Here is a 14230-nt window from a genome sequence, read left to right on the forward strand (position 1 = left end):
GGCCGGAGTGCGGGCATGCCGAGCCTAAGCGAGGCACCGAGTGGTGGGGCAAAGACCTTTTGGTTACTTTTGGGGCGTTTGCCAAAAGTGACCCGCTGTAAGAGCGGAACCATAAGCGGCCGTTACCGCAGCAACGGATATGTACACAATCAAAACCCTACGTAGCCGGCCGAATCGCCTTGATCAGCGACTGCAACGAATACCCCAACCGCGACGCCAACCCCTCAGCCCGCGCAGACAACGCCGCCACATCAAGCACCTGATCCAGATCCGCCGGCACCAGCAAAATCACATTCCCCTCCTTCACCGGCAACTCCCAATAATGCCGGTGATACAACCCACGCAACAACGCCGCTCCCAACGGCTTCCCATCATCCGTAGCCCACTGATTAATCACCAACCACCCCCCCGGGTTCAGCTTCTTCTGGCAGTTCTCCAAAAACGTCCAGGCCAGATGCCCAACGCCAGGGCCAACATCCGTATACAGGTCGACAAAAATCAGGTCCGCCGACTCAGCCGAAGGCAGCAATTCCAACGCATCCCCAACGCGGATATACAGCCGAGGATCATCATCCAGCCCCAAGTACTCAATGGCCAGACGCGGCACATCAGGCCGCAGTTCGATGGCTTCCACATCATCCAAAGGCAGAAACTTCAGGCAAGCCTGGGTCAACGTCCCAGCCCCCAACCCCAGGAACAACGCACTCTCCGGCTGCTCATGGCACAACGCACCAATCAGCATCGCGCGGGTGTAGTCATACTCCAACCAGCTCGGGTCAGCAGTAAACACACAACTCTGCTCGATGGCATCGCCAAACTCGAGAAAGCGGTAATCGGCCACTTCCAGCACGCGGATCATGCCGAAGTCATCATGGACCTCGGCCAGCAGGCGCTCGACGCGCTCCTCAGACATTGCAACTCCTAACGGCGTGCCAACGGGAAAGCCGGGATTGTGGGCGAACCGGCGGCAGCAGGTCACGTACTAATTGCTGATAACATGACGGCCCGACCGCAAATCACTCGAGTTCATGATGAGCCAACCCTGGAGCCCCGACAGCTGGCGCGCCCTGCCGATCCAGCAACAACCCCAGTACCCTGACGCCGCGCATTTGTCGCAGGTCGAGCAAAACCTGGCGAGCTATCCGCCGCTGGTGTTTGCCGGTGAAGCCCGTGAGTTGCGCCGTCAGTTTGCCGAGGTGACCCAGGGTCGCGCCTTCCTGTTGCAAGGCGGCGATTGCGCCGAGAGTTTTGCCGAGTTCTCGGCGGCAAAAATCCGCGACACCTTCAAGGTGCTGCTGCAGATGGCGATTGTGATGACCTTCGCTGCCGGCTGCCCGGTGGTCAAGGTCGGGCGTATGGCGGGCCAGTTCGCCAAGCCGCGCTCTTCCAACGATGAAACCATCGACGGCATCACCCTGCCCGCCTACCGCGGCGATATCGTCAACGGTATCGGCTTCGACGAAAAAAGCCGCGTGCCCGATCCGGACCGCCTGCTGCAGTCCTACCACCAGTCCACCGCCACCCTGAACCTGCTGCGGGCGTTTGCCCAGGGCGGTTTTGCCGACCTGCACCAGGTGCACAAGTGGAACCTGGACTTCATCGCCAACTCCGCCCTGGCCGAGAAGTACAGCCAACTGGCCGACCGCATCGACGAAACCCTGGCCTTCATGCGTGCCTGTGGCATGGACAGCTCGCCGCAACTGCGCGAGACCAGTTTCTTCACCGCCCACGAAGCGCTGCTGCTCAACTACGAACAAGCCTTCGTGCGCCGCGACAGCCTGACCAACGACTATTACGACTGCTCGGCACACATGCTCTGGATCGGTGATCGCACCCGCCAACTGGACGGTGCCCACGTCGAATTCCTGCGCGGGGTGAACAACCCGATCGGGGTCAAGGTCGGCCCGAGCATGAACCCCGACGACCTGATCCGCCTGATCGACATCCTCAACCCGGACAACGACCCGGGCCGCCTGAACCTGATTGCGCGCATGGGTGCCAACAAGGTCGGCGACCATCTGCCCAACCTTATCCGCGCCGTTCAGCGCGAGGGCAAACAGGTGCTGTGGAGTTCCGACCCGATGCACGGCAACACCATCAAGGCCAGCAGCGGCTACAAGACACGGGACTTCGCGCAGATTCTCAGTGAGGTGAAGGAGTTCTTCCAGGTGCATGAAGCCGAAGGCACTTACGCCGGCGGGATTCATATCGAGATGACCGGGCAGAACGTCACCGAGTGCATCGGTGGCGCGCGGCCGATTACTGAAGACGGGCTGTCGGACCGCTACCACACCCACTGCGACCCACGGATGAATGCCGATCAGTCGCTGGAATTGGCATTCCTGATTGCCGAGACGCTAAAACAGGTCAAGCGTTAAAAGCTCTACCCGCAACCGTGCCGCACTGGCCCGCTGGCAATTGAGCTGTATCTGCTCAAGCCCGAGCCAGTCGGCCATCTGCCGCAGATTCAGGGCCAGCGCGCGCATGCCCTCCTCGTCCAGCCCCGGCTCTTCCTCGTGAACGGCATACACCGCCAGGCGTCCGGCCGCCCGCTCCGCCCGCAGATCCACGCGCGCGGCAATCCGCTCGTTGTGCAGGAACGGCAGCACGTAGTAGCCATATACCCGCTTGTCCTGGGGCGTGTAGATCTCCAGCCGATAGCGGAAATCGAACAACCGCTCGGTACGGCTGCGCTCCCAGATCAGCGAATCAAAAGGCGATAACAGTGCGCTGGCAGGCACCTTGCGCGGGACTTTCGGCTCGGGCAGGCAATAAGCCGGCTGTTTCCAGCCCTGCACGTCGCAGGTGATCAATTGCCCATCCTCGACCAGCTCCGCCAGGCGCCCACGGCTGTCGGCCGGGTCCAGACGGAAGTAGTCGCGCAGGTCTTTTTCAGTGCCCACCCCCAGCGCCGTGGCGCTGTGCAGCAGCAAACCGCGTTGCGCCTCAGCCTCGTCCAAGGGGGGTTGCTGGAGAATGTCGGCCGGGATCACACGCTCCGGCAGGTCATACAAACGCTCAAAACCCCGCCTCCCGGCGACGGTCACCTGGCCGGCGGCGAACAACCATTCCAGCGCATGCTTTTCATCGCTCCAGTCCCACCACGGGCCGGCGCGCTCCTCGCGGGTCGACAAACTGCCCGCACCCAGGGCGCCTTGTTGTTCGACGATGCCCAGCACCCGGGCGATGGTGGCCTGCTGCTCGCGACCAAAACGCGCCATTTGCTGATAGATCCCCTGCCCCCGGGCCGCCCGTTCCATGCGCCAGCGCATCAATGGGTACAGCGCCATTGGCAACAACGACGCCTCATGGCCCCAATATTCGAACAGCGAGCGGCGCCGCCCCGAACTCCAGGCGGCCTGTTCTAGAATCAACGGAGAGTAATGCCCCAGACGGGAAAACAGCGGCAGGTAGTGCGAACGCACCACCGCATTTACCGAATCAATCTGCAACACGCCCAAACGCTCAACCAGGCGATTGACCTGCGCCGCCTTGATCAACGCCGGCGGCTGGCGCCCGGAAAAACCCTGGGCGGCCAGCGCCAGGCGTCGCGCCTGCTTGAGGGAAACGGACAGTTCTGCGGGCATGGGCATCTCCTTGTGTGCTCGCGAACCACCCTACTGCATCCCGAGTCATTTTCGCAGCGGGTCTTCCCAAAAATGCCGGCGGCTTTCCTGCTCGACATCGCCACGGTTGAGCCCGATGTCCTTGAGCGCCTCATCGCTCATGCTCATCAACAGCTGACGCTCACGGTGCACGGCCATCCACCGGGAACCCAGTTGAAGCAGCCCGGAAAACGGCCGCTTCGCCATCAGTACAAAGCCTCTTTGACCTTTCATCATCTCGCCCTCCAGTGGGGATGACTGAAGTCTGTGCCTGGCGCTATGATCAATCCAACGAATGTTTCTTATGCAATACATCTCGGAGATTGATCAATTGTCCAGCTACCCGAGTATCGACACCGAGGTGCTGCGCACCTTCGTCGCCATCGCTGATCAAGGGGGCTTTACCCGCGCCGGCGAGCAGGTCAACCGCACCCAGTCGGCGGTGAGCATGCAGATGAAACGCCTGGAAGAAGATGTGTTGCAGCGCAAGTTGTTCGAGCGCGATGGTCGCCAGGTGCGGCTGACTCCGGAAGGCCAGGTGCTATTGGGCTATGCCCGCAGGATCCTGAAGCTGCACAGCGAGGTGTTCAACACCCTGCGCGAGCCGCACATGGTCGGGTTGGTGCGCATCGGCACCCCGGACGATTACGTGATGCGCTACTTGCCGGGGATTCTCAAGCGCTTCTCCAAGGCTTACCCGCTGATCCAGATTGAAATGCACTGCGAGTCGTCGCCGGTGCTGATGCAGCGCCGGGACCTCGACCTGACCGTTATCAGCCGCGAACCGGGAAATGAAATCGGCGAACTGCTGCGCCATGAACGCATGGTGTGGGTGGCGGCGCCCTGCTTCTGCATGGATGAGCACAGCGCCCTGCCCCTGGCCATTTCCGGCCTCGACAGTTTTTGCACGCAGTGGGCACGCGCCGCGCTGGACGCCCAGGGGCAGGAGTACCGACTGGCGTATCACAGCTCCAACGGGGCCGCGATCCTGGCAGTGGTGGGTGCCGGCCTGGCCGTCACGATCAATATGGAAAGCCTGGTGACCGAAGACCTGCGCATATTGGGCACAGCGGACGGTTTTCCGCCGCTGCCGTCGGTCAACCTGCGGCTGTTGCGCAACCCGCGCACCACCTCGCCGATTACCGAATGCCTCGCCGAATACATCCTCGAAGGCTTCAAACTTTAAACGTCAGCATCACCGCACACACCGCCAGGAACCCGCAGAACAGCCCGCGTAACATGCGCTCCGGCATGGCGTGGGCGACTTTCACGCCCCAACTGATACTGAGCAAACCGCCGACGGCCAAAGGCACGCCGATCAGCCAGTCCACTTCGTGGTGCCAGGCGTAGGTCACCAGGGTCACGCTGGTGCTCGGCAGCGCCAGGGCCAGCGACAGCCCTTGGGCCACCACCTGGCTGGTGCCGAAGATGCTGGTCAGCACCGGCGTGGCAACCACTGCACCGCCCACCCCGAACAAGCCACCCATGGAGCCCGACGCCGCGCCCAACACCCCAAGCCACGGCCAGGAATAACGCATCTGCGCTGACGGCGGTGCATTGTGGGTAAACATTCGCAGCAGGTTGTAGGACGCCAATACCAGCAGAAACGCGATAAAACCCACCCGCATCACGTCAGCATCGATCCCCACCGCCCAGATCGAGCCCAGCCAGGCGAAGGAAAAACCCATCACGCCCAACGGCAGTGCATGACGCAATTCAATCCGGTTGCGCTGGTGATAACGCCACAACGCCAGCATCACATTCGGCACCACCATCACCAGGGCCGTGCCTTGGGCGATCTGCTGGTCGAGGCCGAAAAATACCCCCAGCACGGGAATGGCAATCAGCCCGCCGCCGATGCCGAACAAGCCACCGACCGTGCCCAACGCTACGCCCAGCATTAAATACAACGCTAAATCTGCCACCCGCTCGCTCCTGCTGTTCCCAGGCCTTGCATGCTACGCAGTCCGCTCTGGTGCGGAAACGCACAGCAACGCACAATGGCTGTGCCAATCTCGCACAAGCAGACGCTGATGAACCCCAATACATTGACCGATCAACTGAGCCTGTTTCTCGACGTACTGGAAGCCGGCAGCTTTTCCGCAGCCGCGCGCCGTCACCCGCTCACGCCCTCGGCCGTGGCGCGGCGCATCGACAGCCTGGAAAGCTCGGTGGGTAGCCGGCTGTTTCAACGCAGCACCCATGCGGTGGTGCCGACACCCGCCGGCCTGGCGTTTGCCGAGCGCGCCCGGCGGATTGTCAGCGAACTGCAACTGGCGCGGACCGAAGCGGTGTCGCTGAGTCATGCGCCTGAAGGCTTGATCCGCGTGGACGCACCGGCGGCTTTCGGCAGGCGGCATTTGGCGCCTGCCATCGCTGACTTTCTCAACGTCTATCCGGGACTGGACGTGCACCTGCACTTGATCGACAGCTTTGTCGACATGCAGGGCGAGCATCTGGGCAAGGTCGACCTGGTGCTGCGGGCCGGGCATATCGTCGACACCCGGCTGATTGCCACGCCACTGGCCAGCATCGTGCGTATCGCTTGCGCAAGCCCGGCCTACCTGAAAAGCCGTGGCACGCCGACCCATCCCAGCCAGTTAAGCGAGCATGACGGCCTGGACTGGGAAGGCCTGGCACCGATGTTCGCCTGGCGTTTTGAGCTCGATGGGCGCAAATCCACCTACCGCCCGCAGCGCATTCGCATGAGCGCCAATAACGCCGAAGCCCTGCTTTCAGGCGCGCTGGCCGGACTGGGTGTTGCCCACCTGCCCACCTGGCTCGCCAGTGAATACCTGGTGCGCGGTGAACTGGTCCCGCTGTTCTGCGAGAACGGCCTGCCGACTCCTGAAACCGCGGGCATCTATGCGCTACGCCTGGAGCAACACGCCAACGCCCGCAGCCGCTTGTTGCTGGAATACCTCAAGGCGCGCTTCAGCCCTGTGCCGCCCTGGGACCTGGCACTGCAAAGCGGCCTGGGTTGACCGGCCGGACAGAATTGTCTGGCGCGTTAAAGATTTGCCCGCTAGATTCGAAACCAGACACGTTTTAAGGCACTGCCATGACCAAGCCCCTCGATACCTGCGAATCCTTGTTGCTCGACAACCAGCTGTGTTTTGCCCTGCATTCCACCTCGTTGTTGATGACCAAGGTCTACAAACCGCTGCTGCAAGCCCTCGGCCTGACCTATCCGCAGTACCTGGCCATGATGGTGCTGTGGGAAGAGGATGGCTTGACCGTAGGCGAAATCAGCAATCGCCTGCTGACGGATCCCGGCTCCCTGACGCCGCTGCTCAAGCGCCTGGAAGCCGAAGGCCTGCTCAGCCGCACCCGCAGCCGCGAAGACGAGCGCGTGGTGGTGGTTGAATTGACCGAGGCCGGGCGCGCCCTGCGGGACAAAGCCATGGATATTCCACAGTGCATCCTGGGCGCCAGCGGGCTGGACATCGAGCAGTTGCGCAAGCTGCAGGGCGATTTACTGGCACTGCGAAAAAACCTGCAAGTCTCCCTCTAAAGGCACCACGCATCAAAAAATGTGGGAGCGGGCTTGCTCGCGAATGCGGTGGATCAGTCAATGCATCTAGTGACTGTCACACCGCATTCGCGAGCAAGCCCGCTCCCACATTTGTTTGTGCAATGCCTGGCTATCAAAGCACGCAAAATATTTTCCAAATATATCTTGCGCGCTAACTATTAGCGCGATACATTCACCTCGCCACTTACTTAGCGCACAAACATTTAGCGCAAACACTGACGAGGAAATCACCATGCAAGCTCTCTACACCGCAGTAGCCACCGCCACCGGCGGCCGTGATGGTCGTGCTGTTTCCAGCGACAACATCCTCGATGTAAAACTCTCCACGCCAAAAGAACTGGGCGGCGCGGGTGGCCAGGCCACCAACCCGGAACAACTGTTCGCCGCCGGCTACTCAGCCTGCTTCATCGGCGCCCTGAAATTCGTCGCCAGCCAGACCAAACGCAAAATCCCGGATGACGCTTCGATCACTGCCCACGTCGGCATCGGTCAAATCCCCGGCGGTTTCGGCCTGGACATCGACCTGCACGTCAGCTTGCCCGGCCTGGCCCAGGACGACGCGCAAAGCCTGGTCGACGCTGCGCACCAGGTCTGCCCTTACTCCAACGCCACCCGTGGCAACGTCGATGTACGCCTGCACGTAACCGTCTGACCCACGCGGTTTTTTGGAGAAGAACATGAACACATTTGGCAAAGTACTCACCGGCACCCTGCTCGCCTTCTCGATCACCAATGCCTTTGCGGCCGGCGGTGACGTGGAGCACAACACCCAGGCGTTTCTCGATGTACTGAACGCCGGCACCGGCAAACCGATGGAGCAACTGACGCCCAGGGAAGCCCGTGCGGTGCTGACAGGTGCACAGTCAGGCGTGAAACTGACGCTGCCCAAGGCCGACGTGAGCCAGAAGACCATTCAGGTCGATGGCCAGCCGCTGAGCCTGACCATCGTGCGTCCGGCCGGGGTCAAGGGCACATTGCCGGTGTTCATGTTCTTCCACGGCGGTGGCTGGGTACTCGGGGATTTCCCGACCCACGAGCGTCTGGTACGTGACCTGGTGGTGGGGTCGGGAGCGGCGGCGGTGTTCGTCAACTACACGCCATCACCTGAAGCGCACTACCCGGTGGCGATCAACCAGGCGTACGGGGCAACCAAGTGGGTGGCCGAACACGGTAGCGAGATCAACGTCGATGGCAAACGCCTGGCCGTCGCCGGCAACAGCGTCGGCGGCAACATGGCAGCGGTGGTCAGCCTGATGGCCAAGGACAGGGGCACTCCGTCAATCAAGTTCCAACTGCTGTTGTGGCCGGTGACCGACGCCAACTTCGACACCGGGTCCTACAACCAGTTTGCCGAAGGCCACTTCCTGACCCGCAACATGATGAAGTGGTTCTGGGACAACTACACCACCGACACCAACCAGCGCGCCGAGATCTATGCGTCGCCCCTGCGGGCAAGCACCGCGCAGCTCAAGGGTTTGCCACCTGCGTTGATTCAGACCGCCGGCTCGGACGTGCTGCGTGACGAAGGCGAAGCCTATGCCCGCAAGCTGGATGAGGCCGGTGTACCGGTGACCGCCGTGCGCTACAACGGCATGATCCATGACTACGGTTTGCTGAATGTCGTCAGCCAGGTACCGGAGGTTCGTTCGGCGCTGCTGCAGGCGTCCGAGGAACTGAAGCAACACCTGAAGTAAAAACCGGCACCCACAAAAAAGCCCGACGCATGGTCGGGCTTTTTTTATCGTACCGGTGGCGCAAGAATTACTTCTTGGCGCGACCTTTGTACGAACCACCTTCACGGGTGTCGATCTCGATCAGGTCGTCGATTTCGATGAAATCGGCTACTTGCAGTTCGGTACCGTTAGCCAGCTTGGCAGGCTTCATCACCTTGCCCGAAGTGTCGCCGCGAGCGGAACCTTCGGTGTAGGCAACCTTACGCACGATAGTGGTCGGCAGCTCTACGGAAACCAGACGGTCTTCGAAGAAGATAGCTTCGCAGACGTCTTCCATGCCTTCTTCCACGAACGGCAGAACGGCTTCGATGTCTTCAGCGTTCAGCTCGTACATGGTGTAGTCGGTGGTGTCCATGAACGTGTAGGTGTCGCCGCTGATGAAGGACAGGGTCGCTTCTTTGCGGTCGAGGATCACGTCGTCCAGTTTGTCATCGGCGCTGTAGACGATCTCGGTCTTGTAACCGGTCAGCAGGTTCTTCAGCTTGGTCTTCATGATTGCGCTGTTACGACCAGACTTGGTGAACTCAGCTTTCTGAACCAGCCAAGGGTCGTTTTCGAGACGGATCACTGTACCGGGTTTCAGTTCTTTACCAGTTTTCATTGCGAATATCCGAAATTTGGATGGGATTTACAAAAATCAAGGTCGCGTATCATATCCAATTTACATAAAACTGTACCAGCGCCGTCGCAAGATCGGTCCGCGAGCCTTGTTCCAGAGCCCATTTCTCGGCGTTCGCGGTCACTTCCGGCCAGTGTTCCAGCAGCATTTTCCAGCAAAGTGCCATATTGCCATCAGCGTTCCAGGCCTGCCAAAGGCCGACCAACGCGACTTTCGCAGCCGGAGACAGACCTTCGGTATACAGCTCAAGGAACGCATCGAGCTTGTCCAGGTGAATGTCTTCGTCCTGGCGATAGATATGCCACAACAGTGGCCGCCCGGCCCATTGCGCCCGCACGAACGAGTCTTCGCCGCGCACGGCGTTGAAGTCGCAGCACCACAACAGCCGGTCGTATTGCTCCTGGCGCACAAACGGCAGCACTTGCACGGTCAACCCGTCGCGCCGGTGCACATCACCTACTTCCAATGACTCGACCCCCAGCCAGCCCTGCACATCTCCGAGGATCCGCCCTTCCGGCACCAGCAGATGAGTGGCGCGCCCATCGGCCGCCAGCACGTCGAGCCAACTGGCCAGCCCGGCGTTTTCATAGGCGAACAACGACATCATCCGCGCACCGTCCACCGGGAAAACCCCAAGCGCCTGCAGAAACTGCTGCCGGGCGGCGGCGTCTTGCTGGAAGGTATCGCGCTGTTCCAGCAGCCCCGCCTCACGCAATAAGCCGCCGGTGCCGGGACGGAATCCGGGAAAGAAGAAGTACTTTTGCACGCCCTTGAATTTCACCGAGGGCAAACCGTGGCAGCCGACCACCCAGTCTTCGGCGCTCAGGTAATCCAGGTTCATCCACAGCGGCGTGCGGTCGCGTGCGGCCATCGCCTCCATGTAGTCAGGCGGCAATTGACAGGCGAACGCAGCGATCACCACGTCTGCCGCGTCGGTCGCCGGCCAGTCGGAGGGCCAGTAGCGCACGTCGACGCCCTCTTGCCATTGCTGGTGCACCTGCACATCAATCTCGGGGCACATGCGTTCGAACGCCCGCAGGTCATCGACCCACAAGCGCACCGCACACCCTTGTTCCGCCACCAATTGCCGGGCCAGGCGCCAGGTCACGCCGATGTCGCCGTAGTTATCGACGACGCTGCAAAAAATATCCCAGCGGGCTTTCATTCCGGGCTCCAACGCTCAAAGGCTCGATTGTCCGTATAAATGCCTCGATACAGAAGGGTTGATCGCGATTATTCTGCGCGCGGCTGTGGGACAATCGGCGCCATGCCGCACGTGCCTGCCAGGAGGCCACCATGTCTGATCGTTCGTTCTCGCTGTTCAAGCTCAGTATCGCTGTGGCCTTCGGCCTGTGGCTGGGGTTTATCGCCATTGTGCTGAGCGTGTGGCTGGCTTCCCGCTACCTGCCCGAGCAAACCGTGGCGCCGGTGGCCCGAGTGGTGCAGCAACTGGGCAAGCCGGAGGTGGTTGCACCGGAGCCGCCGAACCGGATGTTCGAGCAGTACCAGGAGAACCTGCGCAAGCAGGAGCAACAGCAAACCCTGGACCAGGCCCGCAACAACCCGCGCAACCTGTCCAACCCCAAATGCCAGTTCTGGCTGCAACAGGACCAGAACGCCCCCAACGACAAGAGCCGGGCCAACGTCCTGCAATTTTGCGATTGATCACGAAAGCCGCCCATGAATAAACACGCCGTTCACCAGTTGGTTTTGGACAAGCTCGCGGTCGATCTCGATATCGCCCAGCGCGCCGCGCAAACCGCGTACGAAACCGCGACCCACGAAGAAAACATCGCCGAGAACAAGTACGACACCCTGGGCCTGGAGGCTTCTTACCTGGCAGCCGGCCAGGCCCGACGCGTCGAGGAGATCCGGCAGGCGCTGACGCTCTGCCAGAACATACAGCTGCGGGCCTACGATGACCAGCGCGGCATCGAAGTGGGCGCATTACTGGGGTTGGCAGATGAAAACGATCGCCAGCAGTGGCTATTCCTGGCGCCGGACGGCGCAGGCTTGAAGGTCGATGTGGTGGGGCAACCAGTGACCGTCATCACCCCACGCTCGCCCCTGGGCAAAAGCCTGTTGGGCAAGTTCGAAGGGGATGAGGTGGAGATTCTGGTGGGGGGCGCTCGGCAACAGTTTGCTGTTACCGAGGTGAAGTAAGCCGATCAGTGAACCGGTAGTTCAACGCCGTCGAACAGCTCTTCCAGTTCCTGCTTGTTGTGGCACTGGATGGCCTTGGCCATCACTTCGCGCGTCAGGTGCGGCGCGAATTTTTCAATGAAGTCGCACATGAAACCACGCAGGAAGGTGCCACGACGGAAGCCGATCTTGGTCACGCTGGACTCGAACAGCTCGCTGGCATCGAGCACCACCAGGTCGTTGTCGAGCTTGGTGTCGACCGCCATCTTGGCGACGATACCGACACCCAGGCCCAGGCGCACATAAGTCTTGATGACGTCGGCGTCAGCCGCGGTGAACACCACTTTCGGCGTCAGGCCGCGATGGCTGAAGGCTTCGTCGAGTTTCGAACGGCCGGTGAAACCGAACACGTAAGTCACGATCGGGTATTCAGCCAGGGCTTCCAGGGTCAGCTTCGGCAGCTTGGCCAATGGGTGGCCTTGTGGGACCACGACGCAACGGTTCCAGCGGTAGCACGGCATCATCACCAGGTCGCCGAACAATTCCAGCGCTTCGGTGGCAATCGCGAAATCGACGGTGCCGTCGGCGGCCATCTCGGCGATCTGCATCGGCGAGCCCTGGTGCATGTGCAAGGCCACGTCCGGGTACTGCTTGATAAAGCTGCTGATCACCGGCGGCAGCGCATAACGCGCCTGGGTGTGGGTGGTGGCGATCGACAGGGTGCCCTTTTTCTCGTTGGAGAATTCCTGGGCGATCTGCTTGATGCTTTCGACCTTGCGCAGGATCTCGCCGGCGGTGGTGATGATGCGCTCACCGGCCGGGGTGACACGGGTCAGGTGCTTGCCGCTGCGTGCGAACACTTCAACGCCCAACTCATCTTCGAGCAGGCGGATCTGCTTGCTGATACCGGGTTGCGAGGTGTAAAGGCTTTGAGCAGTAGCGGAAACGTTGAGGTCGTGGTGCGCCACTTCCCAGATGTAGCGCAGTTGTTGAAGCTTCATATGTGTCCCTCAAAGCGGATAGACGCCACGGGTATCAGCGACGGTATATAACTATATTAAAGGTTAGACGGATAAATCTAGAACTTTTTATCGTTTTCTACCAATCACACGTCGTCACTGCGTCGACGCTGCAACAGCGGCACCAGGTACACCGGCACCTGGGACAGCTGCAGCACCCGTGCTGCGGTTCTCCCCAGGGGTGTTGCCACCCCGACCGCCTGGCTGTGACTACCTACGATCAACAAATCCACAGAGAGTTTCTGCGACTGGTCGAGAATCACTTCACAAGGATCACCCTGGATCACCCGCACCGAACGGATCAACTTGAGGTCCTGCTCCCCGTCCCCCAGCTCCTCGCGAAAACTGTCGAGCACCCGTTGCTCGATGGTCGCCATCACCGTCGTCAGGCCCTGGCTTTGCCATTCACTCAAGGCCTTCTCATCAAGGTAGCTCTGCAACACCGATTCGGCGAACAGCCCGATGGGCTCGACCACGTGAATCACATACAGATCAGCCTTGAACGTTCGCGCCAGCGCCAGGGCATGTTGCATCACATAGGGGGCATACAGACCGAGGTCAGTGGCGTACAGCATCGAACGAATCATAGAACCTCCTGGGCAGCCAGGATGGCGGGGATTGATTCAGCTTAGCAGCGCCTTTGGCAGTGCTCAGCCCTCGGTCTGAATTTTCAACTCGTTACTGATGCCATGGGGGACGTGACCGGTAGCCACGAACTCCCGGGCCTTCTCGCAATGCCCTTCCTGGTCATCGAAAAACACATCGGCGGCGAAGGCTTCGAGGAACGCCGACTTCTCCAGGCCACCAAGAAACAGCGACTCGTCGAGACGGATATCCCACTCGCGCAGCGTGCGAATCACCCGCTCGTGGGAAGGCGCCGAACGGGCAGTCACCAGCGCAGTGCGGATGGGGCAGGACTCGTCGGGGAACTCGCGCTGCAACAGGTTGAGTGCCGCCAGGAAGCCCTTGAACGGGCCGCCGCGCAACGGCTCGCGGGCGGATTCGCGCTCGCTGGCCTGGAAGGCTTCAAGGCCACCCGACTGATAAACGCGCTCGGACTCGTCGGAAAACAGCACCGCGTCGCCATCGAAGGCGATCCGCAATTCAGCACTGGAGGCCCGACCTGCGCCGCCCGACAGAATCGTCGCTGCGGCAAACCCGGCATCCAGGGCGCTGCGCACATCCTCGGCATGGGTGGACAGAAACAGGTGGCAGCCAAACGCCGCCAGATAAGGATAAGGGCTGCGCCCGCCGACAAACGCCGCGCGGGAGATGTCGAGCCCGTAATGCTGGATCGAATTGAATACACGCAAGCCGGTGTCGGCACTGTTGCGCGACACCAGCACCACCTCGACCCGGGCGCGGCCGAGGCTGGCGTTGAGGCTCAGGAGTTTCTTCACCAGCGGGAAGGCGTCACCGGGCTCGAGGGTTTCTTCCTCGTGGTCGATCTGGTACTTGCGGTACGCCTCGACGCCCTGGGCCAGGTAGACCTTGTGGCTCTCGCTCAGGTCGAACAGCGCTCGCGAGGAAATCGCCAGCACCAGTTTGTCGCCCAATCCCTTCGCCATGGTGTTCCC

17 protein-coding genes are annotated in these 14230 nt (G+C 61.1%); 8 read left to right on the top strand and 9 right to left on the bottom strand.

Going from position 1 to position 14230, the window contains the following annotated elements; genetic code table 11:
* Positions 1–157: 157 nt before the first annotated feature.
* On the bottom strand, positions 158–913 hold the full coding sequence (locus tag HX817_RS07505; RefSeq protein WP_008437778.1) for a spermidine synthase: 756 nt from the start codon (positions 911–913) through the stop codon (positions 158–160).
* Positions 914–1031: 118 nt separating this feature from the next.
* Between HX817_RS07505 and HX817_RS07510 the strand changes: the two genes are divergently transcribed.
* Entirely contained in the window at positions 1032–2378 is a 1347-nt protein-coding gene (locus HX817_RS07510) for a class II 3-deoxy-7-phosphoheptulonate synthase (RefSeq protein WP_003218681.1), read from the top strand.
* Here HX817_RS07510 and HX817_RS07515 read toward each other — a convergent pair.
* Both HX817_RS07515 and HX817_RS07520 read right to left on the bottom strand, forming a co-directional pair.
* Positions 2358–3587, bottom strand: coding sequence for a winged helix-turn-helix domain-containing protein (locus tag HX817_RS07515; RefSeq protein WP_177040060.1), 1230 nt, complete (start codon positions 3585–3587; stop codon positions 2358–2360). The genes HX817_RS07510 and HX817_RS07515 overlap by 21 nt on opposite strands.
* A gap of 45 nt (positions 3588–3632) precedes the next feature.
* Entirely contained in the window at positions 3633–3839 is a 207-nt protein-coding gene (locus HX817_RS07520; protein WP_003218685.1) for a DUF1127 domain-containing protein, read from the bottom strand.
* A 70-nt stretch (positions 3840–3909) separates the two neighbouring features.
* On the opposite strand from HX817_RS07520, the gene HX817_RS07525 reads away from it, so the two are divergent.
* Complete coding sequence (locus HX817_RS07525) at positions 3910–4791, top strand: LysR family transcriptional regulator (protein ID WP_023659060.1); 882 nt, start codon at positions 3910–3912, stop codon at positions 4789–4791.
* Here HX817_RS07525 and HX817_RS07530 read toward each other — a convergent pair.
* Positions 4781–5530, bottom strand: a complete 750-nt coding sequence (locus HX817_RS07530; RefSeq protein ID WP_087693650.1) for a sulfite exporter TauE/SafE family protein — start codon at positions 5528–5530, stop codon at positions 4781–4783. The genes HX817_RS07525 and HX817_RS07530 overlap by 11 nt on opposite strands.
* 108 nt (positions 5531–5638) lie before the next feature.
* On the opposite strand from HX817_RS07530, the gene HX817_RS07535 reads away from it, so the two are divergent.
* The 4 genes from HX817_RS07535 to HX817_RS07550 all read left to right on the top strand — a co-directional run bounded on the left by HX817_RS07535 (position 5639) and on the right by HX817_RS07550 (position 8834).
* A complete protein-coding gene (locus tag HX817_RS07535; RefSeq protein ID WP_177040061.1) occupies positions 5639–6589 on the top strand; it encodes a LysR family transcriptional regulator in 951 nt (316 codons plus the stop codon).
* Between the two features lie 77 nt (positions 6590–6666).
* Positions 6667–7119: a MarR family winged helix-turn-helix transcriptional regulator gene (locus HX817_RS07540; protein WP_003218693.1), complete on the top strand. Its 453-nt coding sequence runs from the start codon at positions 6667–6669 to the stop codon at positions 7117–7119.
* Positions 7120–7372: 253 nt separating this feature from the next.
* Complete coding sequence (locus tag HX817_RS07545; protein WP_003218695.1) at positions 7373–7792, top strand: organic hydroperoxide resistance protein; 420 nt, start codon at positions 7373–7375, stop codon at positions 7790–7792.
* 25 nt (positions 7793–7817) lie between these two features.
* Positions 7818–8834 carry an alpha/beta hydrolase gene (locus HX817_RS07550; protein ID WP_177028755.1) on the top strand — a complete coding sequence of 339 codons (1017 nt, stop codon included), beginning with the start codon at positions 7818–7820 and terminating at the stop codon, positions 8832–8834.
* 67 nt (positions 8835–8901) lie between these two features.
* Here HX817_RS07550 and HX817_RS07555 read toward each other — a convergent pair whose 3' ends face one another.
* Both HX817_RS07555 and earP read right to left on the bottom strand, forming a co-directional pair.
* Positions 8902–9474: an elongation factor P gene (locus HX817_RS07555; protein WP_003218698.1), complete on the bottom strand. Its 573-nt coding sequence runs from the start codon at positions 9472–9474 to the stop codon at positions 8902–8904.
* 49 nt (positions 9475–9523) lie between these two features.
* Positions 9524–10657, bottom strand: a complete 1134-nt coding sequence (gene earP / locus HX817_RS07560; protein WP_177040062.1) for an elongation factor P maturation arginine rhamnosyltransferase EarP — start codon at positions 10655–10657, stop codon at positions 9524–9526.
* A gap of 131 nt (positions 10658–10788) precedes the next feature.
* Between earP and HX817_RS07565 the strand changes: the two genes are divergently transcribed.
* Together HX817_RS07565 and HX817_RS07570 are read left to right on the top strand one after the other, a co-directional pair.
* Complete coding sequence (locus HX817_RS07565; RefSeq protein WP_003218702.1) at positions 10789–11157, top strand: hypothetical protein; 369 nt, start codon at positions 10789–10791, stop codon at positions 11155–11157.
* A gap of 15 nt (positions 11158–11172) precedes the next feature.
* Positions 11173–11655: a GreA/GreB family elongation factor gene (locus HX817_RS07570; RefSeq protein WP_177040063.1), complete on the top strand. Its 483-nt coding sequence runs from the start codon at positions 11173–11175 to the stop codon at positions 11653–11655.
* Between the two features lie 5 nt (positions 11656–11660).
* On the opposite strand, the gene cysB is transcribed toward HX817_RS07570, so the two are convergent.
* From cysB to HX817_RS07585, 3 genes are all read right to left on the bottom strand, one after another.
* Positions 11661–12635, bottom strand: coding sequence for an HTH-type transcriptional regulator CysB (gene cysB, locus HX817_RS07575; RefSeq protein ID WP_003218707.1), 975 nt, complete (start codon positions 12633–12635; stop codon positions 11661–11663).
* Between the two features lie 104 nt (positions 12636–12739).
* Positions 12740–13240 (bottom strand): universal stress protein, encoded by a 501-nt coding sequence (locus HX817_RS07580; protein ID WP_003218709.1) that lies wholly within the window; start codon positions 13238–13240, stop codon positions 12740–12742.
* A 63-nt stretch (positions 13241–13303) separates the two neighbouring features.
* Positions 13304–14221 carry a 5'-nucleotidase gene (locus HX817_RS07585; protein ID WP_003218711.1) on the bottom strand — a complete coding sequence of 306 codons (918 nt, stop codon included), beginning with the start codon at positions 14219–14221 and terminating at the stop codon, positions 13304–13306.
* Positions 14222–14230 lie beyond the last annotated feature (9 nt).

The organism is Pseudomonas sp. C6002, assembly GCF_013385805.1.
GTDB lineage: Bacteria > Pseudomonadota > Gammaproteobacteria > Pseudomonadales > Pseudomonadaceae > Aquipseudomonas.

Excerpts from the sequence above, each read along its gene's own strand:
- HX817_RS07505 (WP_008437778.1), bottom strand. The coding sequence starts at position 913 with ATGTCTGAGGAGCGCGTCGAGCGCCTGCTGGCCGAGGTCCATGATGAC.
- HX817_RS07510 (WP_003218681.1), top strand. The coding sequence starts at position 1,032 with ATGAGCCAACCCTGGAGCCCCGACAGCTGGCGCGCCCTGCCGATCCAG.
- HX817_RS07515 (WP_177040060.1), bottom strand. The coding sequence starts at position 3,587 with ATGCCCGCAGAACTGTCCGTTTCCCTCAAGCAGGCGCGACGCCTGGCG.
- HX817_RS07520 (WP_003218685.1), bottom strand. The coding sequence starts at position 3,839 with ATGAAAGGTCAAAGAGGCTTTGTACTGATGGCGAAGCGGCCGTTTTCC.
- HX817_RS07525 (WP_023659060.1), top strand. The coding sequence starts at position 3,910 with ATGCAATACATCTCGGAGATTGATCAATTGTCCAGCTACCCGAGTATC.
- HX817_RS07535 (WP_177040061.1), top strand. The coding sequence starts at position 5,639 with ATGAACCCCAATACATTGACCGATCAACTGAGCCTGTTTCTCGACGTA.
- HX817_RS07540 (WP_003218693.1), top strand. The coding sequence starts at position 6,667 with ATGACCAAGCCCCTCGATACCTGCGAATCCTTGTTGCTCGACAACCAG.
- HX817_RS07545 (WP_003218695.1), top strand. The coding sequence starts at position 7,373 with ATGCAAGCTCTCTACACCGCAGTAGCCACCGCCACCGGCGGCCGTGAT.
- HX817_RS07550 (WP_177028755.1), top strand. The coding sequence starts at position 7,818 with ATGAACACATTTGGCAAAGTACTCACCGGCACCCTGCTCGCCTTCTCG.
- HX817_RS07555 (WP_003218698.1), bottom strand. The coding sequence starts at position 9,474 with ATGAAAACTGGTAAAGAACTGAAACCCGGTACAGTGATCCGTCTCGAA.
- earP (WP_177040062.1), bottom strand. The coding sequence starts at position 10,657 with ATGAAAGCCCGCTGGGATATTTTTTGCAGCGTCGTCGATAACTACGGC.
- HX817_RS07565 (WP_003218702.1), top strand. The coding sequence starts at position 10,789 with ATGTCTGATCGTTCGTTCTCGCTGTTCAAGCTCAGTATCGCTGTGGCC.
- HX817_RS07570 (WP_177040063.1), top strand. The coding sequence starts at position 11,173 with ATGAATAAACACGCCGTTCACCAGTTGGTTTTGGACAAGCTCGCGGTC.
- cysB (WP_003218707.1), bottom strand. The coding sequence starts at position 12,635 with ATGAAGCTTCAACAACTGCGCTACATCTGGGAAGTGGCGCACCACGAC.
- HX817_RS07580 (WP_003218709.1), bottom strand. The coding sequence starts at position 13,240 with ATGATTCGTTCGATGCTGTACGCCACTGACCTCGGTCTGTATGCCCCC.
- HX817_RS07585 (WP_003218711.1), bottom strand. The coding sequence starts at position 14,221 with ATGGCGAAGGGATTGGGCGACAAACTGGTGCTGGCGATTTCCTCGCGA.